General features: G+C 40.6%; 26 protein-coding genes and 1 pseudogene. 26 read left to right on the top strand and 1 reads right to left on the bottom strand.

Going from position 1 to position 24667, the window contains the following annotated elements:
- The first annotated feature begins 9 nt into the window (after window positions 1–9).
- From MKZ25_RS11635 to MKZ25_RS11555, 17 genes and pseudogenes are all read left to right on the top strand, one after another.
- Window positions 10–1527: an ABC transporter substrate-binding protein gene (locus MKZ25_RS11635; protein WP_340803010.1), complete on the top strand. Its 1518-nt coding sequence runs from the start codon at window positions 10–12 to the stop codon at window positions 1525–1527.
- Between the two features lie 17 nt (window positions 1528–1544).
- Window positions 1545–2486 carry an ABC transporter permease gene (locus MKZ25_RS11630; RefSeq protein WP_340801640.1) on the top strand — a complete coding sequence of 314 codons (942 nt, stop codon included), beginning with the start codon at window positions 1545–1547 and terminating at the stop codon, window positions 2484–2486.
- A gap of 14 nt (window positions 2487–2500) precedes the next feature.
- Window positions 2501–3322 (top strand): ABC transporter permease, encoded by an 822-nt coding sequence (locus tag MKZ25_RS11625; RefSeq protein WP_340801639.1) that lies wholly within the window; start codon window positions 2501–2503, stop codon window positions 3320–3322.
- Between the two features lie 115 nt (window positions 3323–3437).
- Window positions 3438–4397 (top strand): annotated as a pseudogene (locus MKZ25_RS11620) (NAD(P)H-dependent flavin oxidoreductase).
- Window positions 4398–4502: 105 nt separating this feature from the next.
- Window positions 4503–4709 carry a hypothetical protein gene (locus MKZ25_RS11615; protein WP_008404269.1) on the top strand — a complete coding sequence of 69 codons (207 nt, stop codon included), beginning with the start codon at window positions 4503–4505 and terminating at the stop codon, window positions 4707–4709.
- 4 nt (window positions 4710–4713) lie between these two features.
- Entirely contained in the window at window positions 4714–5091 is a 378-nt protein-coding gene (locus MKZ25_RS11610; protein ID WP_008404267.1) for a hypothetical protein, read from the top strand.
- Complete coding sequence (locus MKZ25_RS11605; RefSeq protein WP_340732573.1) at window positions 5091–6002, top strand: stage III sporulation protein AE; 912 nt, start codon at window positions 5091–5093, stop codon at window positions 6000–6002. Before MKZ25_RS11610 ends, MKZ25_RS11605 begins: the two co-directional genes overlap by 1 nt.
- The gene (locus MKZ25_RS11600; protein WP_340732572.1) at window positions 5999–6133 is read left to right on the top strand and encodes a hypothetical protein; all 135 of its coding nucleotides are present in this window, start codon (window positions 5999–6001) and stop codon (window positions 6131–6133) included. The genes MKZ25_RS11605 and MKZ25_RS11600 overlap by 4 nt, the downstream gene beginning before the upstream one ends.
- A 65-nt stretch (window positions 6134–6198) precedes the next feature.
- On the top strand, window positions 6199–6576 hold the full coding sequence (locus MKZ25_RS11595; RefSeq protein ID WP_340801638.1) for a hypothetical protein: 378 nt from the start codon (window positions 6199–6201) through the stop codon (window positions 6574–6576).
- Window positions 6573–7106, top strand: coding sequence for a SpoIIIAH-like family protein (locus tag MKZ25_RS11590; RefSeq protein WP_340801637.1), 534 nt, complete (start codon window positions 6573–6575; stop codon window positions 7104–7106). Before MKZ25_RS11595 ends, MKZ25_RS11590 begins: the two co-directional genes overlap by 4 nt.
- A 193-nt stretch (window positions 7107–7299) precedes the next feature.
- The gene (accB, locus tag MKZ25_RS11585; protein ID WP_340801636.1) at window positions 7300–7800 is read left to right on the top strand and encodes an acetyl-CoA carboxylase biotin carboxyl carrier protein; all 501 of its coding nucleotides are present in this window, start codon (window positions 7300–7302) and stop codon (window positions 7798–7800) included.
- A gap of 15 nt (window positions 7801–7815) precedes the next feature.
- Complete coding sequence (gene accC / locus MKZ25_RS11580; RefSeq protein WP_340801635.1) at window positions 7816–9180, top strand: acetyl-CoA carboxylase biotin carboxylase subunit; 1365 nt, start codon at window positions 7816–7818, stop codon at window positions 9178–9180.
- 347 nt (window positions 9181–9527) lie between these two features.
- On the top strand, window positions 9528–10829 hold the full coding sequence (locus tag MKZ25_RS11575) for an NCS2 family permease (protein WP_340801634.1): 1302 nt from the start codon (window positions 9528–9530) through the stop codon (window positions 10827–10829).
- A gap of 241 nt (window positions 10830–11070) precedes the next feature.
- A complete protein-coding gene (locus MKZ25_RS11570; protein WP_340801633.1) occupies window positions 11071–12495 on the top strand; it encodes a GntP family permease in 1425 nt (474 codons plus the stop codon).
- A 170-nt stretch (window positions 12496–12665) separates the two neighbouring features.
- Window positions 12666–13433, top strand: a complete 768-nt coding sequence (locus MKZ25_RS11565; protein WP_340801632.1) for a polysaccharide deacetylase family protein — start codon at window positions 12666–12668, stop codon at window positions 13431–13433.
- Window positions 13433–14434, top strand: coding sequence for a M23 family metallopeptidase (locus MKZ25_RS11560; protein WP_340801631.1), 1002 nt, complete (start codon window positions 13433–13435; stop codon window positions 14432–14434). The genes MKZ25_RS11565 and MKZ25_RS11560 overlap by 1 nt, the downstream gene beginning before the upstream one ends.
- A 146-nt stretch (window positions 14435–14580) precedes the next feature.
- Window positions 14581–15579: a VanW family protein gene (locus MKZ25_RS11555; RefSeq protein ID WP_340801630.1), complete on the top strand. Its 999-nt coding sequence runs from the start codon at window positions 14581–14583 to the stop codon at window positions 15577–15579.
- Between the two features lie 32 nt (window positions 15580–15611).
- Here the strand turns inward: MKZ25_RS11555 and MKZ25_RS11550 are convergent, their stop codons facing one another.
- Window positions 15612–15962 (bottom strand): DUF4440 domain-containing protein, encoded by a 351-nt coding sequence (locus MKZ25_RS11550; protein WP_340801629.1) that lies wholly within the window; start codon window positions 15960–15962, stop codon window positions 15612–15614.
- Between the two features lie 220 nt (window positions 15963–16182).
- Here MKZ25_RS11550 and tnpA point away from each other — a divergent pair, with 220 nt between their 5' ends.
- The 9 genes from tnpA (at window position 16183) to nusB (ending at window position 24563) form a co-directional block, all read left to right on the top strand.
- Window positions 16183–16581, top strand: coding sequence for an IS200/IS605 family transposase (gene tnpA, locus MKZ25_RS11545; RefSeq protein WP_340718680.1), 399 nt, complete (start codon window positions 16183–16185; stop codon window positions 16579–16581).
- Window positions 16582–16585: 4 nt separating this feature from the next.
- On the top strand, window positions 16586–17683 hold the full coding sequence (locus MKZ25_RS11540) for a transposase (RefSeq protein WP_340718679.1): 1098 nt from the start codon (window positions 16586–16588) through the stop codon (window positions 17681–17683).
- Window positions 17684–17869: 186 nt separating this feature from the next.
- A complete protein-coding gene (locus tag MKZ25_RS11535; RefSeq protein ID WP_340801628.1) occupies window positions 17870–18943 on the top strand; it encodes a mechanosensitive ion channel family protein in 1074 nt (357 codons plus the stop codon).
- Window positions 18944–19075: 132 nt separating this feature from the next.
- A complete protein-coding gene (locus MKZ25_RS11530; protein WP_008404246.1) occupies window positions 19076–19480 on the top strand; it encodes an Asp23/Gls24 family envelope stress response protein in 405 nt (134 codons plus the stop codon).
- A gap of 170 nt (window positions 19481–19650) precedes the next feature.
- The gene (locus tag MKZ25_RS11525; protein ID WP_340801626.1) at window positions 19651–21291 is read left to right on the top strand and encodes a glycerol-3-phosphate dehydrogenase/oxidase; all 1641 of its coding nucleotides are present in this window, start codon (window positions 19651–19653) and stop codon (window positions 21289–21291) included.
- A gap of 18 nt (window positions 21292–21309) precedes the next feature.
- The gene (locus tag MKZ25_RS11520; protein ID WP_340801625.1) at window positions 21310–22119 is read left to right on the top strand and encodes an MIP/aquaporin family protein; all 810 of its coding nucleotides are present in this window, start codon (window positions 21310–21312) and stop codon (window positions 22117–22119) included.
- Window positions 22119–23609 carry a glycerol kinase GlpK gene (glpK, locus tag MKZ25_RS11515; RefSeq protein ID WP_340801624.1) on the top strand — a complete coding sequence of 497 codons (1491 nt, stop codon included), beginning with the start codon at window positions 22119–22121 and terminating at the stop codon, window positions 23607–23609. Before MKZ25_RS11520 ends, glpK begins: the two co-directional genes overlap by 1 nt.
- 109 nt (window positions 23610–23718) lie before the next feature.
- Complete coding sequence (locus MKZ25_RS11510) at window positions 23719–23985, top strand: aminopeptidase (protein WP_340801622.1); 267 nt, start codon at window positions 23719–23721, stop codon at window positions 23983–23985.
- 191 nt (window positions 23986–24176) lie between these two features.
- Window positions 24177–24563 carry a transcription antitermination factor NusB gene (nusB, locus tag MKZ25_RS11505; RefSeq protein ID WP_079527600.1) on the top strand — a complete coding sequence of 129 codons (387 nt, stop codon included), beginning with the start codon at window positions 24177–24179 and terminating at the stop codon, window positions 24561–24563.
- Window positions 24564–24667 lie beyond the last annotated feature (104 nt).

Below are 24667 nucleotides of genomic sequence, written 5' to 3'. Positions count from 1 at the left end.
TTATTTTTAATGGCATTAGTCGTTGTTTTATTGGCAGCCTGTTCAGAAGATTCAGACACCGGTTCTTCGAATGAAACAAACAATAGCTCATCAGGGGACGAGGCGCAAGAAATTATCGTTCGTGTAAATGATGATCCTGATTTTTTAGATCCGCATAAAGCGACTGCTTCGATTTCATTCCAGATGATTTTAAACATGTTCGAAGGATTGATGGCTCCAAATACAGATGGGTCATTGCGCGAGGCATTAGCAGAGAAGTATGAAGTATCGGATGATGGATTAGAGTATACTTTTGCGATCCGTCAAGGTGTAAAATTCCATGATGGTTCAGATTTAACGGTGGACGATGTTAAATATACGTTCGATCGTTTAATGGGGACAAATGGCGGCGAGAAAATGAAAAATAATTTTGATAATGTTCTTTCGACAGAAGTTGTGGACGACAAGACATTTAAATTTACATTAAAAGAGCCGAATTCAAACTTTTTATATGCATTAACCGCATTAACTTCAGGAATTGTACCGGCAGCTAACGACGGCAAACATAATGAAAACCCAATCGGTACAGGGCCATTCGCATACGAAAAATACTCACCGGGTACGAATTTAGTGCTGAAGAAAAACGACAACTACTGGAGAGACGGTTTACCGTATTTAAATAAAGTAACGTTCAATTTCCAGTCGGATGATCAGGCGGCTATTATGGCGCTGCTTGCAAATGAAGTTGATTTAACAAGTGTACCTTGGGCACGTATTGATGAAGTAACCGATGAATTTAATACAACCCAACAGCAGAATAACTCATCGTTAGTTGTTACTTTTAATGAAGAGAAAGAACCTTTTAACAATGTGAAAGTGCGTCAGGCGATCGCAATGGCGATTAATAAGGACGATATTATCAGCTCTGTATTTAACGGATATGCGGAGAAACTTGGCTCAAATATGAGTCCGGCGATGGGGAAATACCATGACGAGTCTCTTGTGGACGTTTGGCAATTCGATGTTGAAAAAGCTAAATCACTCCTTGAAGAAGCAGGATACGCGGATGGCTTCTCTACAAAAATTACGGTTTCATCTCATAACGGAATTTACGGGAATATTGCACAAATCGTTGTTGAAAATTTGAAGGCAATCGGTATTGACGTTGAAATTGAAGTAGTGGAATGGGGCATTTGGCTGGAGCGAGTTTACTTTGGTCGTGATTATGAAATGACGGCAATCGATTTAACAGGGCGCCCATCTGCCTATGAAGTGTTAAATGATTACATTTCAACGAACGATGGAGAAAACTTTTTCCGATTCAACAATGCTGACTTTGATAAGGTGATGAGTGAAGTTCTGCTTGAAACAGATCAGGAAAAGCAAGTGGACTACTTCAAACAGGCGCAAAGTATTTTAACTGAGGAAGCAGCAGCAGTTTATATTGCAGACTATCAAGTAATCTGGGGCTCAGATAAAGCGGTATCCGGTTTGAAGTCGTATCCGTTCTGGTACCATGATATGTCGGAAGTGAAAATGTCAAATTAAGAAAGGGTTGAAGCGTAATGTTGTATTTACTACGCCGCTTCGTCCTCTTAATTGTTACTGTTATCTTTGTATCATTTATTACATTTGGCGTGTTTCAAATTTTGCCTGGAGACCCCGTGCTGACCATGCTTGGTACAGAGGCGGATCCTGCACAGATTGAAAATTTGAGGTCTGAGCTTGGCTTGGACCTCCCGCTATATGTACAATATTTTGACTGGGTGACAGGACTTTTTACAGGGGATTTAGGAAATTCTATTCGATTTTCAATGCCGGTCATGGATTTAATGCTCGATCGACTGCCAGTTACGCTTTCATTAGCAGCAATTACGCTTTTCATCGTTTGTGCAGTGTCGTTACCGCTTGGGATGTTTGCTGCACGCCGTCAAAATAAATTAAGTGACTTAACGCTGTCAACGGCAACGCAAATCGGGATGGCTATTCCATCATTTTGGCTGGGGATGATGCTGATTATTTATGTCGCTATGAATGTTGATTTCTTTAGAATTAGTGGCTACATACCTTGGTCCACAAGTATTACAGGGGCATTAAGTACATTGTTATTACCAGCGATAACGATTGCCATCCCACAAATAGCGATTAATTTCCGCTATGTCCGTACGGCGATTTTGGAGCAAATTCGCCTTGATTATGTTCGGACAATTCGCAGTAAAGGTATTGTTGAAAGCATTGTCATGTACAAGCATGTGCTAAAGAATGCGTTAATCCCGATTTTAACTGTTTTCGGATTGATTTCAGCAGAAGTAATGGCAGGAACAATTATTGTTGAGCAAGTATTTTCAATTCCAGGAGTAGGGCAGTTATTAGTGACGGCAATCAACAACCGCGATTTTCCGCTCGTACAGGGAATCGTCATGTATATTACAATTGCAGTAGTAACAATTAACTTTATCATTGATATTTTATACTCCATTATAGATCCACGAATTCGAATTCGCTAAAGGGGTGAGCATGGTTGACATCTAAACTTTTGAAAAACTTCAATTTGCTCATCGGCTTGTTTATTGTTGGTGGGTTATTACTGATTATGATAGTAAGTTTTTTTTACACGCCGCATGATGTAACGGCAATGAATATTGCACAAAAACTGCTAGCACCAAACGGCACAAATTGGTTCGGTACAGATGAATTCGGCCGCGACATCTTCAGCCGGATTATGAAAGGGACACAAACAGCCTTTTTAGTTGGTGTAATAACAGTTTTTATTGGAGTTGCATTTGGGGTGCTGATTGGAGGCATTGCCGGTTATTTCGGTGGTTGGACGGACGAAATATTAAGCCGTTTTTTAGATGCGCTTATGGCGTTTCCAGGCATTATTTTAGCGTTAATGCTAGTGGCCATTTTTGGCCCGGGTATTGTGAATACATCTATCGCTTTAGGAGTCATTGCAATACCAGGCATTGCCCGCATTGTAAGGAGTGGTTTCGTCCAGCAGCGTGAAGCGGAATACGTTTTAGCGGCAAAGCTCATTGGCGCTAATGCACCGCGAATTATGTTTCGGCATATATTCCCGAACATTTCCTCTCAAATCATTGTTGCGGCAACGATTACATTTGCTACGGCGATGCTGGCGGAAGCGGCACTTAGCTATCTAGGACTTGGTGTGCAGCCACCTGACCCTAGTTGGGGAAGGATGCTGAAAGATTCACAGTCTTATTTGACGAGTGCACCCTGGTATGTCTATGCGCCTGGGATTGCGATCACAATAATGGTATTAGGGCTGTATATGCTAAGTAATGCTGTGCGGGATTTGTTGGACCCGCGATCAAAGCAATGATTGTTCAGTGATTCAAAAAAAGACAGTGTGAAAAGAATATAATCAAAACTTAGTAAAGGCAGGAAATATTGTGACAACAGATTACACATTACCGCATAAAATTATACAAGCACCCATGGCCGGAATTACGACCCCTAAATTTGTCGAAGCTTGCTGTGAGGCAGGCATGTTAGGGTCAATAGGAGCAGGTTACTTAAATGGTGAAGAAACACGGAAGTTTATTCAACAAGTCAAGCACCTGACGACGAAACCTTTTAGTGTAAATTTATTCGTTCCGGAAGATTCAATAATAGATAATACGATCATTCAAAAGGCTTGCCAGGAATTGCAGCCTTTTTATGAAAAGTTAGGTATTTCCAATACACCACCTGTTGTGCCTGCATAAATTTTTCTCGACCAAATCGAGGCGATAATCGATGAAGAAATAAAAATTGTATCCTTTACATTCGGTATTCCTGATTTACACATAATAAAAAAATTAAAAGAACGCGGTATCTATTTAATCGGCACGGCCACAACTGCAGAGGAAGCGATTGCAGTTGAAAAAGCGGGTCTTGATGCCGTAGTTGTTCAAGGAAAAGAAGCAGGCGGGCATCGCGGGTCGTTTACTGAGCCTCTTCAATTAATAGCGACTAGTAATCTTTTAGCGGATGTACGTGAACTAATATCCATTCCGCTCATCGCTGCGGGTGGAATTATGACGGCCGAGCATGTCAGGGAAATGTTGCAGCAAGGGGCGACGTCTGTCCAGGTAGGTACGGCTCTCTTAACTGCATATGAATGCGAGTCATCGAAAATCCATAAACAGGCGATTTTAACTTCCGGTATTCATGCGACAACTTTGACGAAAGCCTTTACCGGCAAATATGCGCGCGGCTTGAAAAACAGATTTACCGAGCAATTAAAAGAAGCGACTACCGCTCCATATCCGGTCCAGCATTATTTGACACAACCGATCCGAAAAGAAAGCGCCCGCCAAAACAACCGTGAATATATGTCTCTTTGGATGGGGGAAAATAGCTATTTGGCTAAAGAGGCATCTGTTAAAGAGATTATCGAAACTCTCTTACCGTAAAATTTTTTATACCGACGACAAAGGATAAAAACTTTGTCGTCGGTGTTTTTTTGTGCTTATTTGTTTGGATAATGCATATAGTTTCGTTAAGGAAGGAGGGCTTTATTGGAATTACAAGATGTGCTTCGTGTTGCAGGGATTGGGTTGATTATTGCACTTCTTCATTTATTCTTCGAGCATTTAGGAAAAAAAGAGTTTTCATTTTTCCTGTTTTTCATTGCGTACCTATACATGACGATTGAATTAATTCGATTTTTGCGCTTGTTCTTTCAAGAAATTGTCGTATTTTTTCAATGGTTGACGGCCGTCTAGCGAAATGATTGCGCTATTTGCAAGTGTCATTTATTTAGTTCTGTTTTTATTTTTAAAACAGACGATGGACAAGCTGCATTCAATCATTGTCGTCATCGCTTTCTTTATTTTTTTTCAGTTTGTTGTCCGCGAACAACTCATCCCGCTTTGGCAGCGACTCGCAGTTATATTCAATAATGTACCATACAGTAAGGGACTGCTCTTCACGGCGCTGCTCTTTTTGCTGAATGAATTAATCTGTCAGCTATTAGATCAATTTGAATATGAAGCTTTTGCGACATTAGTTACATTGTCCATTCGCATGACCGCAGTATTATATTGGATCAATCTGCTACAACCGAAATTTCAGCTATTAATCCAATTATTAGAAAGGCTACAGTAATGCAGACAATTTATTCAATTTTTTCAGAACCTATTCAATCGTTAGTGTATTCTTTGCTGCTTGTAGCAATCTATATTTTGATGTATCTACTGCTACTTGCCTTAGTCCCGAAAGAAACCGTGTTAATCGAACAGTTATTTATTATTTTGTTTATCGTAGTATTTGCACAAAATGTTGTCGATGCCTTTGTAGTACTGTATGAGCTCATTGCCATACTGCAAAATTTCTTTATGGCGATTTTGCCGATTATGTCATTTATGCTGTTGACAATTCAAACCGTGTTTACGGCGATTGCATGGAACCCGATTATCATTCTTTTTGTCCAAATCATTTTATTTGTCAGCACAAACGTAACCATACCAGCTCTTGTCCTCGCATTGATATTTGATGTATGTACAAAAATATATCCGGCCATTTCCTTTTCAAAAGCTGCCGATTTTATTCGTTCCTCCATTTTAAGCGTCATGATTGCGTCGGTGGTTGCATTAACCTCGATTTTGACGCTTTCGGGTGCCGCCTTTATTCAGCTCAATGATGCACTAAAATCACCTATAAAAAAATTAATCGAGCAAAATATACCGCTAATCGGCAACTTGATTGTAGAAGGGCTTTCCTTTTTCCAAAAAACCCAGTCAACTGTTTCCACCTTTGTCGGACTGTCCTTTTTAACAATTATTTGGGGGGCGGCTTTTTATCCGGCAACGGTCCTTTTGATGCACGCACTGCTGTTTAAAATTATTGGCGCCATTATTGAACCGTTTACAAATATGCGTATGAGCGGTCTGTTTGATGATGTAGGAAAGACGATGTTTGTTCTATGTGCGGTCGCCTTTTTGCTTGGCTTCGCCATTATGTTTATCGTGCTGTTATTTATTTTCTTTATGCAAATGTCAATGGGGGGAAAAACATGATTCAACTATTTCTTTTTATTTTACTGGGCAGCAGTCTTCTCCTATTTGCCGATGAGCGGCAATGGCAAGTATATGTAAAGCTCGCATTGTATTTATTCGTGACAAGCACAATTCTTTCATTGTTTGCATAACCAGTTTGTTTCGTTCATACATTATGTTGAAATCTAGTAGAGAAGGGGGCGTAACGCTTAATAATGTGGAAAAGAAACAAGCGAACCGTCCTATCTTATTAATTGTCATTGCTGTAGTTTTCATTATTTTTTTATTCATCTTTTTATCACAACCGGAGAAAGGGGAAAGTTATAACTCAAATGAGGAACAGCTTGCCAGATTATTAAGTGAAATTCAGTCAGTCGGACAAGTTCAGGTTTATTTTCACTATGATCAACAAAGTGAAAAGCAATTTTTGTCTGTCACACAACAGCAAAAGCTATCCGGTGTCATCATTGTGGCACAAGGAGCGAATAGCACCGACGTGAAAACCATGCTAAAGGAGACAGTTGGGCATGTTCTGCAAATTCCGTCGCATCGTATTCAAGTAGTGCCAATGCAAATTAAGGGGGAAAACAAGTGAAAGTGAAAAAGCGAACAGTATGGTTCTTAACAGTAGTAAGTTTAGCTGCGGTAATTTCTGTATTTTATATTTTTGAAGATAATACGCCGAATATTTTAACGATTTTCTCTGATGAAACGATTGATGAAACAGACATTTTAGGGGTTAATCAAAACCTGACACAACCAGTTAACTCAGAAAGCGACCTGTTCCAGGAAGTACGTTTAGAGTTAGCAAACAAACGCAGCCAGCAAAAAGAACAGTTGACGCAAAAGATTGCTGCTGATGAATTTACAGCAGAAGAAAAGAATGAGGCATTCAACGAAATGGATGAACTGATTAAATTGGAATCTTCGGAAGCGATGCTGGAAATGCTGATCAAATCAATCGGCTATTCGGATGCCCTTGTCCGAATTGAAGGGGATAAAGTAGCTGTAAAAGTTATGTCAGATGAAGTTTCCGGGAAATTGGCAGATGAAATTTTATATGTTGTACGCTCAGAGTTTAAGGATTATGTAAATGTTAGCGTAGAATTCGAACCTTTTAATTAAAAGAACGTCCTATTAGTGCAAAGCAGTAAATGTGTTATATAGCAGATAGAAATATTTTTCTTTGTCTTAATATACGATTGTTCTGCTTTATGCCTATTTTTGAGCTATTTAAAATTATTTGTTTCAAAATAGTCCGAAAAATTATAAAATAGGGTTTGTATTGTTATTACTTTTTTTAAAGGGAGAGTTAAGAATGTTCAAAGTTCAAGAAATCCGAGAAATTATTAAATTAGTAGATGCTTCATCAATCGACGAGTTTGTATATGAAGCGGACGGCGCAAAGGTTAAACTAAAGAAAAACAACGGTGTTACAGAAGTAGCGGCTCCTAAAAAAGTACAAGAAGCAGCACCGGTTGCAGCAGCAGTTGCAGCACCTGCTCCAGTACAAGTGGAAGCGCCAGCACCAGCTCCTAAAGCAGCAGCACCAGCAACACCAGTAGAAAACACGGCTGATTTACATAAAATCACGTCTCCAATGGTTGGAACATTCTATCAGTCTCCAAACCCGGAATCACCAGCTTATGTAAAAGTAGGCGACAAAGTAGGCGAAGAGTCAATCGTATGTATCGTAGAAGCGATGAAATTATTCAATGAAATCGAAGCTGAAATTAAAGGTGAAATCGTAGAAATCTTAGTTCAAGATGGCCAATTAGTAGAATACGGTCAACCATTATTTTTAGTAAAAGCTGAATAAGGAGCGTATATACAAATGAAAAAAGTATTAATCGCAAACCGAGGCGAAATTGCAGTACGTATTATTCGTGCATGTAAAGAGCTAGGTATTCAAACGGTCGCAGTATATTCTGAAGCAGATGCGGATGCATTGCATGTAAAGCTTGCGGATGAAGCATACTGTATCGGACCAAAGTTATCGAAAGATTCGTATTTAAGTTTCCCGGCAGTTTTAGGGGTAGCACAAAAAACAGGTGCTGACGGGATCCACCCAGGATATGGTTTCTTGGCGGAAAACGCAGCATTTGCTGAAGCTTGTGAAAACGCGGGTATTAAATTTATCGGTCCTTCTTCGGATGCGATTAAAATCATGGGGATTAAAGACGTTGCACGTGACACTATGGAAGCGGCAAACGTACCGTTAGTTCCTGGTACAGGCATTGTACCGAGTATCGAAACAGGTAAAGAATGGGCTGCAAAAATCGGTTATCCGGTCATCATTAAAGCAACTGCTGGTGGTGGCGGTAAAGGGATCCGTGTTGCACGCACAGAAGAAGATCTTGTAAAAGGAATCGAAATTACTCAAAAAGAAGCAGCAGCGGCTTTCGGCAACCCTGGTGTTTACTTAGAGAAATTCATCGAGTATTTCCGTCACTGCGAGATCCAAGTATTAGCAGACAGCCATGGCAATGTTGTACACCTAGGCGAACGTGACTGTACGGTTCAACGCCGTATGCAAAAGCTTGTAGAAGAAGCGCCGTCTCCGGCATTATCTGAAGAGCGTCGTGCAGAAATGGGCGAAGCCGCTGTAAAAGCAGCAAAAGCTTGTAACTATGAAGGTGCGGGTACAATCGAGTTCATCTACGATTACCAGGAAGATCGTTTCTACTTCATGGAAATGAACACACGTATCCAAGTTGAGCACCCTGTAACAGAAATGATCACAGGTGTCGACTTAGTACAACAACAGTTAAAAATCGCTTCTGGCCAAGAACTGCCGTTCAAGCAAGAAGATATCAAAATTAACGGCTGGGCAATTGAATGCCGTATTAACGCCGAAAATGCATACAAAAACTTCATGCCTTCAGCAGGTACGGTAGATACGTATGTAGTACCAGGCGGTTATGGTGTCCGTATCGATTCTGCAGTTTATGCAGGTTATACGATCCCGCCATACTACGATTCAATGGTTGCAAAACTGATCGTTCATGCAGACACTCGTGAAGAAGCAATCGCGAAAATGAACCGCGCGTTATCGGAATTTGAAGTAGCCGGACCTGGAATTAACACAACCATTCCATTCCACCAGGCTTTAATGAACAACGACGTATTCAAATCAGCGAAATTCAACACGAAGTTCCTAGAAGAGAATGATATTTTAGGCGTGAATGTGAAAGCTTAAATAAATTAATATGATTCCAACCCTCTAATTCCTGATTAGAGGGTTTTTCATTTTCTATTTTTACCGTCTGTCAAAGGGAAAATAAATGAAACATCATAAATTTGGGTAAAGTAATGAAAATAGAAGCAAAAAGGGTTTGTGGTCCTATACAGCAAAAATCTCATTAATCCATTATTGAAAAAAGTATTTGAAGGAGCAACTTCTATATAAATAACGGAATGAAATTCAGAAAATAATTAATTTTCCCTATTTAAGAAAATGCTCAGAATGGATTGCATTTTTATATAAAAACGAATATTATATATAAGTTCTTAAAAATTGTTCGTGTTTTGAAAAGAGGAATGCAAATGTTTCAGTTAAAAGAAAATGGGACGACAGTTAAGCGTGAATTATTTGCCGGTTTAACAACATTTTTAACGATGGCTTATGTCATTATTGTTAACCCGATTATTTTATCAGGTGCTGGGGTTCCGGTTGATCAAGTATTTATGGCTACAATTATTGCAGCAGTTATCGGTACAGGCTGGATGGCGTTTTGTGCGAACTATCCGATTGCCGTTGCACCGGGTATGGGGTTAAACGCGTATTTCACTTATACGGTTGTATTAGCTTCAAATGGAGAAATTACGTATACTACTGCCTTTTCAGCAGTGTTTATTGCAGGTATTTTATTTATTATTATTAGTTTAACGCCATTCCGTGAAAAGCTCATTACCGCCATTCCGGAAAACCTGAAATTGGCGATTACTGCGGGGATCGGATTATTTATCGCGTTCATCGGGCTTCGTATGTCCGGAATCGTCGTAGCGGATGAATCCAATTTAGTGAAGTTTGGTGATATTTCAGAGCCGGCACCGTTATTGACATTTATCGGGCTGTTCATTACAGTCGCATTAATGGCACGTAAAGTGAATGGGGCAATTTTTATCGGGATGATCGTGACGGCCATCATTGCGATGTTCACAGGACAGCTTTCAATCGATAAAGTAGTGGCGCTTCCGCATTTACCGGAAGGCTTGATTGTATACAATCCAATCACTGCGATTTCTGAAGTGATTGAATACGGTTTATATGGAGTTATTTTTTCATTTATTTTAGTTACATTATTTGATACGACAGGGACGTTAATTGGTGTATCAAAGCAGGCAGGATTATTGAAGGACGGAAAACTGCCGCGTGCACGTAAGGCACTTGTTTCCGATTCACTTGCGACAACTGCGGGTGCGATGTTCGGGACAAGCCCATCTACAGCCTATTTGGAATCAGGTTCTGGTGTTGCAGTAGGTGGCCGTACAGGTTTAACAGCATTAACTGTTGCTGTACTGTTCATTATTGCTTCATTTTTCGGACCGCTTGTCGGGTCATTATCAGGTGTGGCTGCCATTACTTCGCCTGCATTAATTATCGTTGGTAGTTTAATGATCGGTGTCGTTAAAAATATGAAGTGGGATGAAATTGAAGAGTCGTTCCCGGCGTTTTTAGTAATTTTATCAATGCCTCTAACATCAAGTATATCTACAGGGATCGCACTCGGTTTTATCAGCTATCCATTAATTATGCTAGTAAAAGGTCGTGGACGCGAAGTACATCCTCTTGTTTATATTTTTGCCGTTCTGTTTATTTTACAGTTAATCTATTTACCACATTAATCAAAGTGCTGCTTCTAACTGAAGCGGTACTTTTTTTATTCACGGCTTCCTGTTCTATACATTAAAAGGATTGTCTGGGTATGAAAAAAAGGAATGTCTATTATGATTTTTAACTATTGTACACATTATAAATCGTACGTTATAGTAGGTTCCGTCATATGTACTCAACTTAATTTTTTGTCATTGTTCATTGGAAACATACAAAAGATTCATCCTAATATTATAGACTTGAGGTTATATTATGGATTTAATTATTATTTTACTTGCGTTAGGGCTGTTAATGTTTGCGGCTTTTCGAGGGTTTTCGGTTATTATCGTTGCGCCGTTATGTGCGCTGTTAGCGGTATTTCTCATTGAGCCAGCCAATATATTACCGTTCTTTTCGGGAATTTATATGGAAAAGATGGTCAGCTTCATTAAAAATTATTTCCCCGTCTTTCTTCTAGGTGCGATTTTTGGTAAGGTCATTGAAATGTCCGGTATAGCAGAATCGATTGCCAAAACAATTGTAAAGCTGATCGGGGCAAAACAGACGATGTTAACAATCGTTTTATTTGGCGCAATTTTAACTTATAGCGGTGTCAGTTCGTTCGTCGCGGTATTTGCGATTTATCCTTTTGCTGTTCAATTATTCAGACAGGCAGATATTCCGAAACGACTCATGCCGGCTACAATTGCACTTGGGGCCTTTACATTTACAATGGATGCATTACCGGGAAGTCCTCAAATTCAAAATGTTATACCGACTACGTTTTTCGGGACCAATATTTACGCAGCACCCGTATTAGGAATTATCGGTGCAATCATTATATTGGGTACCGGGTTATCGTATTTGGAATGGCGGAAACGTTCGGCGAAAAAAGCTGGAGAAGGCTATGCCGGCTTGAATGGTGAAATCAAGGAAAATGATGATATCAGCGAGACGGTTGAACCTTCAATTGATACGAATCAGTCGGTTTTCCGAAAAGTTTTAGCATTTGTACCGCTAATTTTGGTTGCTGTAATGAACAATTACTTAATTACAGCAATTCCTAGGTGGTATCCGAATGGATTTGATTTTGCGGCAATCGGACTCTCTGACTATTCGATTGATGTGGCTGCAAATGCTTCAATTTGGGCAATTGAAATTGCAGTAATCGTCGGAATTGTATCGGCGTTCGCCTACAACTTCAAACGTGTTATTCGACAAGTGAAAGAAGGGTTGAATAAAACGATCGGCGGTGCATTACTGGCGGTGATGAACACTGGTTCCGAATATGGTTTCGGTGGAGTAATCGCTGTATTGCCCGGGTTTTCAACGATTAGCAGCGGAATTTCCGGGACGTTTACAAATCCACTTGTAAATGGTGCGGTAACTACCAGTGTGTTGGCGGGTGTCACAGGATCTGCTTCCGGCGGAATGGGAATTGCGTTAGGGGCAATGGGGGAGCAGTTCAACCGTGCGATTGCAGCTGCCAATATTTCACCGGAAGTGATGCACCGGGTTGTAGCAATGGCATCAGGCGGTATGGATACATTGCCGCATAATGGTGCGGTCATTACACTGCTGGCTGTCACAGGATTAACACATAAACAATCATATGGCGACATTTTTGCGATTACGCTGATTAAAACAGCAGCTGTATTTGCCGTCATTGCATTATATACATGGTTTGGAATTGTTTAAGAAAGTACTAAATTGAAAACCGTCGAGAAAAGAGTTGGAGATCCTATAGAATCTCTGGCTCTTTTTTATTTTAAAAAACAAAATGGTTTATTTTCACTTTAAATTGAATACATCTTTTTAGCTTTTCTCTAAATACTAATGCAGAGGAAATTAATTAAGGATGTGATGAAATGCAAAGAAAAAAATGGAAAAGAATTGCTTTTATTTTATTTTTAGTTCTTTTATTTATATTTGCAGCTATGTATGTTTTCAATAGTCTCGGTGAAGCGAAAGGACGGGATTATTACGAAGAAACAGGACAGATTATTTGGGATATTCAGACAGACGAAAAGGTAGTGGCCCTGACATTTGATGATGGGCCCCATCCGAAATATACCGGGCAGATACTTGATTTACTTGAACGATATGAGGCGAAGGGAACGTTTTTTATCGTGGGGCAATTGGCTGAAAAAAGCCCCGAACTCGTTTTGCGGATGCATGAAAGTGGACATGAGATCGCCAATCATACGTACACACATCCTTTTACAAAATCAGTTTCTCCCATAATGGAAGAGGTTAATCAAACATCCGATACAATTTTCAGTATAACAGGAGTGAAACCGAATTTATTCCGACCGGTCGAAGGTTATTATACGGATGAACTCGTTAAAGAATCCGTCAAAAACGGCTATAAAATTGTGATGTGGTCGTGGCATCAGGATACAGAAGACTGGAAGGATCCAGGTGTAAATACAATAGTAAATACGGTATTGAACGGTCTTGGAAATGGAAATGTTGTTTTGTTCCATGATGGAGGAGGAAACCGGGAGCAGACGGTTCAGGCGTTGGAAAAAATTTTGCCCGAGCTGAAAAAGCAAGGCTACCGATTTATCACAATTTCCCAAATGATCCGATTACAAAGTGATACAAAACAACATATCGTAGAGGAGGAAAAATGATGAAATACCGTATTGCTTTGATGATGACGGCCATTTTCATCTTAGGATTTATGCCGGTTGCCGATGCTTCTGCCGAAGAGGACACCACCTTGACAAAAGAACAGCTCATGCAAAAAAGGATGGACTACTATATACAGTATGAAAACATATTATTGCCCTGGTATTATCTAGCTGCTGTCGATCAATTTGAACGTAATATTCAGGAAGTGCGAACAGATATACCAAAACGGGAAAGTGCCATTGCCATTCAATTTTCGGATGAATTTTGGTCCGGTATTTTAAATCCGGCGGGCGATGATACCTCTCCGGTTTCGATTGCGTATTTTAATGGAAACGGTATGGACGGAAACGGGGATGGGGTGGCAGACCGTTCCGATGATGCGGATGTATTATTTACTTTAGCGAATTATTTAAGGAAGTACGGATATGGTGAAGATAATTTTAAATTGGCATTATGGGACTACTATAATAATGAACTATCAGTGAACCAGATACTTGTTATTGCAAAATTATATGAGAAATTCGGAACCATTCATTTAGATAATCATACATTTCCGTTATCCACACATGCTGATTACAGCTATAGGGGAACATGGGGAGCAAATCGCGGCTGGGGTGGCCGAAGAATTCATGAAGGTACAGATATTTTTGCTCCGTACAACACACCGGTCTATTCAACGTCCTACGGTGTAATTGAAGTGATGGGCTGGAATCAGTTTGGTGGCTGGCGTGTCGGGATTCGTGACAATCATAACTCGTATCATTATTATGCACATCTCGCTTATTTCCAAAAAGGGCTCAAAGAAGGCGATATTGTCGAGGCAGGACAAATTATCGGCTATGTTGGAAGCACAGGGTATGGAAAAGAAGGAACAGCCGGAAAATTCCCGCCGCATCTCCATTACGGCATCTATAAATTTAATGGCCGTACAGAGTGGGCATTTGATCCATATCCGGCTTTGGCAAGATGGGAAAAAGAAGCGAAGCAAAGAAAGCAATAATGATGGATTCCATTCTCGCTGTCTATAAAAGTGACGGTATCCCATATTGGAGAGGCATGGGCGTTTAGTGGCATTACTTCTGTTAACAGAAGTAAAAATTCTGAATAAGTTATGAGATCTTTGCTTTTATAGATAGGGGAAATAAAATGAAAACAAACTTCATTTATTTAGTGCTGATCGGTCTTTGTTTTCTTACAGGCTGTGAAAAAGCGTCGAATTCAGAAGCTTCCGAAACCGGTAAAAAAAATGAACAGCAAGTTGAAGCTTCAACTACCGCACCATTGCCGGAAAGTGAAGCGATTGTCGGAGAATACCCGCTTATTTATCCAGCTGTCATTACATTAATCGATCCGAGAACAATGGAAATCGTGAAATCGTTCACACCGCAATTATTAGGATACGGTACGGATAGCGAGCTGTACAAAGCCAACATTAAAAAAATAGCGAGAGATTTAGCCGGAGGTACGAAAGAAAGGACCGGCTATGATCAAACGATGGTGCTTCATAAAGTCGGGGAGAACGGAGATATTATTGAAGGGATACCCGGTATCCTTTTGAAGGAAAGTGAATTGGTCGAAAAAATTTTAACAGCTTCATCAAAAGGAGATCACATATTTTTGCCGCTGTATATATTGGAAACCAATCTGGACATAGACATTCCTTCACTGGATGATGTGACCGTTGCATCATTTACGACTTATTTTAATGGGGCACAAACCGGAAGAAGCGAAAATATCGAACTTTCATCAAAAGCCATCCATAATATTTTAGTTGGAGATAGCGATTATTTTTCATTTAACACAATGGTTGGAGAACGGACGGTGGAAAAAGGTTATCAGCCGGCACCTGAAATTATCAATAAGGAGCTAGTAATGGGGATTGGCGGTGGCATTTGCCAAACATCATCGACATTATTTAATGCCGTTGACCAGTTGGGCATTCGCATTACGGAAAGGCATCACCATTCACTGAACATCGGCTATGTCCCGACAGGCAGGGATGCCACAGTTGCTTACGGATCGCTCGATTTCAAGTTTCAAAATACGAGCGGGGCTCCGTTTTTAATTAAATCGTATTACAGTAAAGGTGCGCTCACAATCGCCATCACGACATCGCATCAATATAAAGATCTATTTATAAAGTAATGAAATGCCGCACTTTACATAAGGGCGGTTTTTTATTTTATTGGTGTGCCCTGATGGAAGAACATCCGCCACGAGCCGTTTTCATTGCGCCAAAGGGAGCTGCGGTTTTGGTTTTGGCTGTTGCCATTCGTGCGGTTTGTCGTAACGAATCGTGTTTGTACGATCCGATCTGCAATTGCAATTGCCTGGAAATCCGCAACCGTAAATAAACTTTCTTCAATACCTGCATTTGTTATCTCTTTCAGCAGGAATGGTTTATCCATAATGCCCCCGGATGATCCGTATTCCAGAAAATCCTCACTCAGGAGGCTGATGAAGTCTTCCTTTTTGTAATACATGAGTTGTTGTTCCAGAAGCAGAAATTGATTGTTCAGTGCAGTCATAATTATCCCTCCATTCGAATTGACGATCAGTGGAACGATTTTCGATGTAAATCGTTTCTTTACAGATTTTCCGAACGAGAAAGCCCATCGTCTTTAGACATGGGAGGATAGTGAGGTCGGTCAAGAGATAGCTGTTGCTATCTCAATTGACCGAAATTTTCACTATCTATATTTATACACGTGCGTTGCAGTCTGTAATTCAAACTGATACAATTTGGTTATGGAAGAATACAGAAGAACAAACACAACCGTATCATTGATTAATTATCACTTTGTCTTTTGCCCTCGATACAGAAGGAAACTATTTCTTGATGACAATGTAGAACAGAGATTCAAAGAAATGGTGTACGAAATATGTGAGTCTATGAAAATAAAAGTGGTTGCCTTAGAATGTTACGAAGATCATGCACACCTATTTCTAAATGCACTACCTACATTAAGTCCTGCAAACATCATGGCAAAAATAAAAGGAGTGACATCTAAACGATTGCGTGAAGAATTTCCTCAACTACAACACTTGCCGAGTTTATGGACACGTTCATATTTTGTTTCTACCGCTAGAAATGTATCGAGTGAAACAATTAAACGTTATGTTGAGCAACAGAAGACAAGGGGGTGAAAACATGTCACAAACAATCACTGTCAACGTCAAATTGTTACCTACGAAAGAGCAGGCTTTGATTCTAACTGAAATGAGTAAAGAATACATTTCTACAATCAATGGTCTTGTAGTTGAAATGGTAAAAGAAAAGAAAAGCACCAGGAAAACAAGTAAAAACATGGATGTACTTTTGCCAAGTGCGGTAAAGAACCAAGCGATTAAAGATGCGAAAAGTGTTTTCAATAAGGCAAAGAAAACAAAATTTGAAACAGTTCCAGTGTTGAAGAAACCGATGTGTATCTGGAACAATCAAAACTATTCTTTTGATGTCACTCACATCTCCTTGCCTATCATGGTTGACAGAAAAACTAAGAAAACACCTATTCGCGCTTTATTGGTTGATAAAGATAATCGGAATTTCGATTTGCTTAAACATAAGTTAGGTGCACTGCGTGTTACAAAAAAGTCGAATAAATGGATTGCACAAATTTCTGTCACTATTCCTACTACTCAAAAAACAGGATTGAAAGTCATGGGAGTAGATTTAGGACTAAAAGTACCTGCTGTTGCTGTGACTGATAACGAAAAAGTGCGTTTCTTTGGTAATGGCAGACAAAATAAATTCAAGAAAAGGAAATTCCGTTCAGTTCGTAAAGAATTAGGGGAAAAGAAAAAGTTAAATGCTATCCGAAAATTGAACGACAAGGAACAGCGATGGATGAAAGACCAAGACCATAAAGTGAGTTGTGAAATAATTAATTTTGCGAAAGAAAATAAAATTTCTGTCATTCGTTTAGAACGATTAGCGAATATTAGACAGACGACAAGAACAAGTCGTAAAAACGAAAAGAATTTGCATACATGGTCATTCTATCGACTCGCTCAATTTATTGAATATAAAGCAAATTTAGCAGGGATGAAAGTTGACTATGTAAATCCTGCATATACAAGTCAAACATGCCCTAAATGTTCAAAAAAGAATAAGGCACAAGATAGGAAGTATCAATGTCCATGCGGATTCGAAACACATAGAGACATAATGGGTGCGATGAATATTCGATATGCACCTGTGGTTGATGGTAACAATCAACCAGCCTTATCTGCTAGATGCACTGGATAGGGAGGGGTAATGAGATACCCTAATCTTGAGGGCTGTTCAAAACAGAAATGGACTGCGAACGCTTAGTCACTCAAGAATCCCACCCGTTAAACCGTAAGGGTTAGGGCTTGCGTCTTTAGACGTGGGAGTCTCAAATGGTATGATTTTGTCTTGTAGTTGTAAAGAAGGTTTAAGAAGGTGATTGTTATGTGGGAATCGATAAAATGGTTAATTCCGTCTGTTACCGCACCGACTGTGGCAGATGGTCTGGCGGCTGCTGCAATAATTGCCGTCGGTTTACTCGTCATTCGATTCATAATACGGCCGCTGCTATTCAAACTTGCGGATTTATTCAATAAAAAAAATCATCCGGTTTTGGGTGACATAACTAAAAGTGTGTACCCATCAATACGAAATGCGATTATTTTCAGCCTGATTGTGATGGCGGCATCTCTATTAGTGGAAGTCTGGCTGTTTGATAATACAAAACTCGGTATTTATATCGATTCGGTGTATGTATTTTTTGCGTTTAAAGCGCTGTATGATGTACTCGGTTTTTATTTGAAAAATCCGCACCGGTTTGAAACAGGGAAAGATCAGGATATTTTAACACCGTTTTTCTTACGGATGAGTAAAGTTGCGGTTATGGTCATTGCGATGTTTACAATTGCGTCACTGTGGAACTTTAATTTAAACGGGTTTTTAACTGCAATTGGACTGACAGGTGTTGCGCTTGCATTCGGTATTCGTGACACGCTCGCACATATTTTCGGCGGGATGAGTGTTGCCCTGGATAAACCATTCCAGATCGGGGATTGGGTCATGTCGGGAGATGAAAAAATCGACGGGACGATCCAGGATATTAATTTGCGCAGTACGGTCATTCAAACAGCCGATAAAGGGACTGTTTATGTACCGAACTCGTATTTGGTCAATCGGCCGATTTATAATTTGTCGAATCGGACAGAAAGAAAAGTGGAGCATCACCTGCATATTTCTGCTGAAAACAGTGAGGAAAGTATCGTGAAGTTTTTGGAATCGGTACGTGAGCAGATTTCACTGCATCCGAAAATCTCGAAAAAGATTATTCATGTGGCGATGGATGAGCTGATGCCGACAAGCTGCCGTATCCTCATCCGGTATTTTGTCGAGACGAATGATACGGGGATCATGCTGCAAGTACGTCAGGAAATATTATTTGTAGCAAAACATTACTGTGAAGTGTATGACATTAAACTAGTAGATCCGAATGATGGTCCGTATGCATGGAATAATGGATGACCCGTGCCAAATTTAGAAAATGTGGCGTAACGGTTCTACATCCGGTCTATAATTGTAGTATACTGAACATAAGGATTTAAAGTAACAAGCGTTAGAAATCCATTAGTTTACATAAGAGAGGATGTATCGCAAATGGCTGAGAAACAACAAGTAGCATTCGTACAACCAACACCGGTTGGTAAAGAAGAATTGGGGAAGATTGAAGTCGCGCCGGAAGTAATTGAAGTGATCGCAGGTATCGCTGCAACAGAAGTGGAAGGAATCGCAGCAACACGCGGAAATTTCGCGTCAGGTGTTGCCGAGCGTTTCGGTAAAAAAGTACATTCAAAAGGCATCAAATCGGCAATGTCTGAGGAAGGCAATATTGTCATTGATGTATTCTGCACAGTGAAATATGGTTATGCCATTCCAAAAGTGGCGAAAGAAGTGCAAACAACGATTCGACAAGCCATTTTAAATATGACAGCCATCGAAACAAGCGAAGTGAACATCCATATTACAGGGATTCAGTTCGAAACTTCAAAAGACGCAGAATAATCGTATAAACATGAACCGAGCTCATTTAAATGAAGCTCGGTTTTTTTGTTTTCTCAAGAGTGAATGCGTTAATCTCAAAATGTTTTTTCATATTTTGTGAATTTTAGGATATGAACAAGGTGAAAATAGGGTATAGATTTAAAGCTTCATTTGGTAAGGAGGAAAACGGTATGGGAAACTTTTCTGCAAATGCAAGAGAGCGACTGAAAAAAACATTTATAGAAGACACCTTTGATCTGTTTGTTATTGGTGGTGGTATAACAGGTGCGGGGATTGCACTTGATGCAGCCACGCGAGGGTTAAAAGTAGGGTTGGCAGAAATGCAGGACTTTGCGGAAGGAACGAGTAGCCGATCGACAAAACTTGTGCATGGCGGCCTGCGCTACTTAAAACAATTCGAAATAAAAGAGGTTGCCGAGCTTGGTCGAGAGCGGGCAATTGTTTATGAAAACGGACCACATGTAACAACACCTGTATGGATGTTGCTTCCCTTCCATAAAGGCGGGACATTTGGTTCGTTTTCGACAGCGCTTGGATTGAAAGTATACGACATATTAGCGAATGTTAAAAAGGATGAAAGACGTTTTATGCTTTCTGCAGATGAAACGATTGCCCGGGAACCGCTCATTAAAAAGGACGGATTGCTCGGTGGCGGCGTCTATGTCGAATATCGTACAGACGATGCGCGCCTGACAATCGAAGTAATGAAGGCGGCTGTTGCCAACGGGGCAATTGCAATGAACCACTTGAAAGTTGTCGGTATTGAAGCAAATAACGTGGCTTTTTCCAAGGTGACAGTGGAAGATCAGCTCACTGGTGAACAATATGAAATTCGGGCGAAGAAAGTTGTCAATGCGGCAGGACCGTGGGTGGATGATGTACGAAAATTAGATGGGGAACTGAATAACAAACATCTTATTTTATCGAAAGGTGTACATCTCGTTTTCGACGAGGATGATTTCCCGCTGCAGCAGGCAATCTATTTTGATACCGAAAAAGACGGGCGGATGATTTTTGCGATCCCGCGGGACGGCAAAGCATACGTAGGAACAACAGATACCTTTTATGAAGGGGATCCTGCAGACATCAAGGTCACAAAAGAGGATCGACAATATATTATGGATGCGATTCATTACATGTTCCCGCAACTGCAGCTGACAGAAGATAAAATCGAATCGGCATGGGCAGGGGTGAGACCGCTTATCCATGAAGAAGGGAAGGGTCCGTCGGAAATTTCACGTAAAGATGAAATTTGGCAATCGGAAAGCGGACTGATTACGATCGCAGGAGGAAAGCTGACAGGCTACCGTAAAATGGCGGAAAAAATTGTCGACCTTGTCGTCAAACAATTAAACGATGAATACCAGCTGAAATACGGCAAATCCATTACAAAAAATCTTCCTATTTCGGGCGGGGAAACGAGCGGCTCGAAGTTTTTTGAACCGTTTGTAGAAAAACGTACGGAAAAAGGCCAGGATCTTGGGTTAACGGAGGAACAGAGCCGTTATTTAGCAAAATTCTACGGAACGAATGTTGATAAAGTATTCGATTATATTAAACAGGCAAAAGGAAACTTGCCGCCGATCGTATACGGTCAGCTTTACTATGCGATAAACGAGGAAAGTGCATGTACTCCGACAGACTTTTTCGTTCGTCGCACCGGCGCATTATTATTTAATATTCACCTCGTGAAACAATATAAACAGCTCGTTATTGACGAGATGAGCGACTACCTGAACTGGACAGCAGAAGAAAAGCAGCAGCATACAGACCAACTAGAACAGGAACTCCAAGACGTAACAATGACTTAGTGAAAAGAGGCGAAGGGAATGTCCACATTTTTAGCAGAATTAGTAGGAACGATGATCTTAATAATTTTAGGTGGCGGGGTTGTTGCTGGTTCCTTGCTGAAATTCTCCAAAGCGGAAAATAGCGGCTGGGTCGTCATTACAATCGCCTGGGGTTTTGCCGTGGCAATCGCGGCATATACTGTAGGCGGAATAAGTGGTGCCCACCTGAACCCTGCATTGACAATAGCATTTGCAACAATTGGTGACTTCCCATGGGCGGATGTTCCGATGTATATTATTGCACAAATATTAGGAGCAATTATTGGCGCAATTATCGTATATATTGCCTATTTGCCACACTGGTCGCAAACGAAAGATCCGGATGCAAAGTTAGCCGTTTTTGCTACAATTCCTGCCATTCGCCATCCTTTGGCAAACATGGTAACGGAAATGATAGGGACTTTTATATTATTATTAGGGATTTTGGCATTAGGCGGCAATTCATTGGCGGATGGCATTAATCCATTGCTTGTCGGTATTATCGTTATTGCGATCGGGATGAGTTTAGGCGGGCCAACAGGCTATGCCATCAATCCCGCCCGTGATTTAGGACCCCGCATCGCGCATTTCTTCCTCCCGATCCCGGGTAAACGTGATTCGGACTGGTCTTATGCCTTTGTGCCGATTGTCGGACCGATTATAGGCGGTGTAACAGGCGCACTGTTTTATAAACAGTTCTTTTTAAATGAAAATTCAGTGGCATTTTGGTTATTTACAACGTTATTTGTTGTCATTTGTGTCATTGCCTTTATCACACAATCCAAATCCGCTAAAAAGGAGATCGTATAATGGAAAAGTATATTATGGCGTTAGATCAGGGTACGACGAGTTCACGTGCCATTTTATTCAATAAAAAAGGGGATATTGTACACACAGCACAGCAGGAATTCAAACAACATTTTCCGAAATCGGGTTGGGTTGAGCATAATGCAAAGGAAATCTGGAGCTCGATTTTATCGGTAATCGCAAAAGTGTTATCGGAAAATAATATCCAAGCATCTCAAATCGAAGGTATCGGGATTACGAACCAGCGTGAGACGACGGTTGTCTGGGATAAAAATACGGGGGAACCGGTATATAATGCAATTGTTTGGCAATCGCGCCAAACTGCGGACATTTGCGATTCGTTAAAAGAAGCGGGGCACAATGAGCTGTTCCGTAATAAAACCGGTTTGCTCATCGATGCTTATTTTTCCGGCACGAAAGTAAAATGGATACTGGACAATGTAAAAGGCGCACGCGAAAAGGCGGAAGCGGGCGATCTATTATTCGGAACGATTGATACATGGATTATTTGGAAGCTGACAGAAGGTGCTGTTCATGTAACCGACTACTCGAATGCTTCGCGCACACTCATGTATAATATTTACGAATTAAAATGGGATGAGGAATTGCTGGACATTTTAGGCGTTCCTGCGTCCATGCTGCCGGAAGTGAAACCGTCCTCTGAAATTTACGGGGAAATTGCGGGGAATCACTTCTTTGGTCATCGTGTACCGATCGCGGGAATCGCCGGAGACCAGCAGGCAGCGTTATTCGGTCAGGCTTGCTATGAACAGGGAATGGTAAAAAATACTTACGGTACCGGTTGTTTCATGCTGATGAATACAGGTGAGGAAGCGGTAAAATCCGAGCACGGCCTGCTTACAACGATCGCTTGGGGCTATGGCGGAAAAGTGACCTATGCCCTTGAAGGAAGTATCTTTGTAGCCGGTTCGGCAATCCAGTGGCTGCGTGACGGGCTTCGTATGTTCCGGAAATCTGCTGAAAGTGAAGCGTATGCAGCCCGTGTAAAAGATACGGATGGTGTGTATGTCGTGCCGGCGTTTGTCGGACTGGGTACACCGCATTGGGATAGTGAAGTGCGCGGTGCGGTATTCGGTTTGACACGCGGTACATCGAAGGAACACTTTATCCGTGCGACGTTGGAGTCACTTGCCTATCAAACACGCGATGTATTGTCTGCAATGGAATCGGATTCGGGAATCGAGTTAAGAAAATTGCGTGTTGACGGTGGTGCTGTCATGAACGACTTTTTAATGCAATTCCAGTCGGATATTTTAAACGTGCCTGTTGAACGTCCTTCAATCAATGAAACAACGGCACTCGGTGCTGCCTATTTAGCCGGCTTGGCTGTCGGGTTCTGGGAGAATCTCGACGAAGTGCAACAACATTGGCAGCTGAATCGCCAATTCGAGCCGGCAATGGATGAAGAGCAGCGCGAATCATTGTTCACAGGCTGGCACAAAGCAGTTAAAGCCGCACAGGCGTTTAAGTAATAAATTTTACTGGAAAATAAATGACCTGAAGTCTGTTGGCAGCAGCTTCCTGATCTCTATCGGAATTATGCTATAATAGGTCATTATGTAGTTGAGGAGTTAAAATGATATGAGCAAAGATTATATTCGTACAGCAAATGAAGAAGATTTAACACTGATCAACGCTTATTTTAAGCAGGCATTGGCACACTATGAAGAAGTAGGAGAGCTGATGGCAATGCAGGATATTCGTTATTTCCTGGAAAATATGGAGCATTTCCAGTTCTATGTTCTAAAAGAAACAGCAGAACAAATTACGTACCTGTTTGAGTTCCCGGAATCAGGAAACGACAAACGCGAAACAGGCACGCTGATGATCCCGTTACAGAATAATTAGAGTGAAAAAGTATAACAGCGACATGTTGATTTATCTCAAACATGTCGTTTTTTTATCGCAAATTTCACCATTTTAAGGAAGAATACAAAAATCTCTTTTAACGGCCAAAAATTTTCTGTCAAACTGTGCGATGCCTTGCAAAATATGCTATGATAACAAGTAATGCTACTTATGAAGGAGAGCTATTATTTATGAAACGAACAGAGGCGCGTCAAAAAGCGTTACAAGCTTTGTTTCAGTTAGACAGCACAGAATTAACAATAGAAGAGGCGATCGGCCATGTTCTTGAAGAAGAACAAAAATCGAATGCCTTTTTGGAGCAATTAGTTCGTGGGACAACTGAAAATCTCGAAGCAATTGATGCAGCGCTAGAAAAAAACCTTGAAAAATGGACGATCAACCGTCTGCCAAAAATTGAAAGAACAATTTTACGTTTAGCTGTATATGAATTATTATACGCAGAAGAAACGCCAAACAAAGTTATTATGAACGAAGCAATCGAGCTTTCCAAAACATTCGGTGACGACAAATCAAGCAAGTTCGTCAATGGTGTACTTTCGAAATTTACTGAGCAATAAATCAACAAATGTATTCAATTCTATAAAGATTTAATATATCAAGATTTAACTGGTAGGTTGTCATAGCAAGCGTCAGGCAGCCTTTCCGATTGTCGTAATCACTG

Origin of the sequence: Solibacillus sp. FSL W7-1464, assembly GCF_038004425.1 — a bacterium.
Taxonomy (GTDB): domain Bacteria; phylum Bacillota; class Bacilli; order Bacillales_A; family Planococcaceae; genus Solibacillus.
The sequence above is the reverse complement of the archived record's forward strand: the minus strand, read 5'-3'. Positions and strand labels throughout refer to the sequence as shown.

Bases quoted from the DNA above. Each gene is read 5' to 3' on its own strand.
- MKZ25_RS11635 (WP_340803010.1), top strand. From the start codon at position 10: ATGGCATTAGTCGTTGTTTTATTGGCAGCCTGTTCAGAAGATTCAGAC.
- MKZ25_RS11630 (WP_340801640.1), top strand. From the start codon at position 1,545: ATGTTGTATTTACTACGCCGCTTCGTCCTCTTAATTGTTACTGTTATC.
- MKZ25_RS11610 (WP_008404267.1), top strand. From the start codon at position 4,714: ATGATTGCGCTATTTGCAAGTGTCATTTATTTAGTTCTGTTTTTATTT.
- MKZ25_RS11605 (WP_340732573.1), top strand. From the start codon at position 5,091: ATGCAGACAATTTATTCAATTTTTTCAGAACCTATTCAATCGTTAGTG.
- MKZ25_RS11600 (WP_340732572.1), top strand. From the start codon at position 5,999: ATGATTCAACTATTTCTTTTTATTTTACTGGGCAGCAGTCTTCTCCTA.
- accB (WP_340801636.1), top strand. From the start codon at position 7,300: ATGTTCAAAGTTCAAGAAATCCGAGAAATTATTAAATTAGTAGATGCT.
- accC (WP_340801635.1), top strand. From the start codon at position 7,816: ATGAAAAAAGTATTAATCGCAAACCGAGGCGAAATTGCAGTACGTATT.
- MKZ25_RS11575 (WP_340801634.1), top strand. From the start codon at position 9,528: ATGTTTCAGTTAAAAGAAAATGGGACGACAGTTAAGCGTGAATTATTT.
- MKZ25_RS11570 (WP_340801633.1), top strand. From the start codon at position 11,071: ATGGATTTAATTATTATTTTACTTGCGTTAGGGCTGTTAATGTTTGCG.
- MKZ25_RS11565 (WP_340801632.1), top strand. From the start codon at position 12,666: ATGCAAAGAAAAAAATGGAAAAGAATTGCTTTTATTTTATTTTTAGTT.
- MKZ25_RS11560 (WP_340801631.1), top strand. From the start codon at position 13,433: ATGAAATACCGTATTGCTTTGATGATGACGGCCATTTTCATCTTAGGA.
- MKZ25_RS11555 (WP_340801630.1), top strand. From the start codon at position 14,581: ATGAAAACAAACTTCATTTATTTAGTGCTGATCGGTCTTTGTTTTCTT.
- MKZ25_RS11550 (WP_340801629.1), bottom strand. From the start codon at position 15,962: ATGACTGCACTGAACAATCAATTTCTGCTTCTGGAACAACAACTCATG.
- tnpA (WP_340718680.1), top strand. From the start codon at position 16,183: ATGGAAGAATACAGAAGAACAAACACAACCGTATCATTGATTAATTAT.
- MKZ25_RS11540 (WP_340718679.1), top strand. From the start codon at position 16,586: ATGTCACAAACAATCACTGTCAACGTCAAATTGTTACCTACGAAAGAG.
- MKZ25_RS11535 (WP_340801628.1), top strand. From the start codon at position 17,870: ATGTGGGAATCGATAAAATGGTTAATTCCGTCTGTTACCGCACCGACT.
- MKZ25_RS11530 (WP_008404246.1), top strand. From the start codon at position 19,076: ATGGCTGAGAAACAACAAGTAGCATTCGTACAACCAACACCGGTTGGT.
- MKZ25_RS11525 (WP_340801626.1), top strand. From the start codon at position 19,651: ATGGGAAACTTTTCTGCAAATGCAAGAGAGCGACTGAAAAAAACATTT.
- MKZ25_RS11520 (WP_340801625.1), top strand. From the start codon at position 21,310: ATGTCCACATTTTTAGCAGAATTAGTAGGAACGATGATCTTAATAATT.
- glpK (WP_340801624.1), top strand. From the start codon at position 22,119: ATGGAAAAGTATATTATGGCGTTAGATCAGGGTACGACGAGTTCACGT.
- MKZ25_RS11510 (WP_340801622.1), top strand. From the start codon at position 23,719: ATGAGCAAAGATTATATTCGTACAGCAAATGAAGAAGATTTAACACTG.
- nusB (WP_079527600.1), top strand. From the start codon at position 24,177: ATGAAACGAACAGAGGCGCGTCAAAAAGCGTTACAAGCTTTGTTTCAG.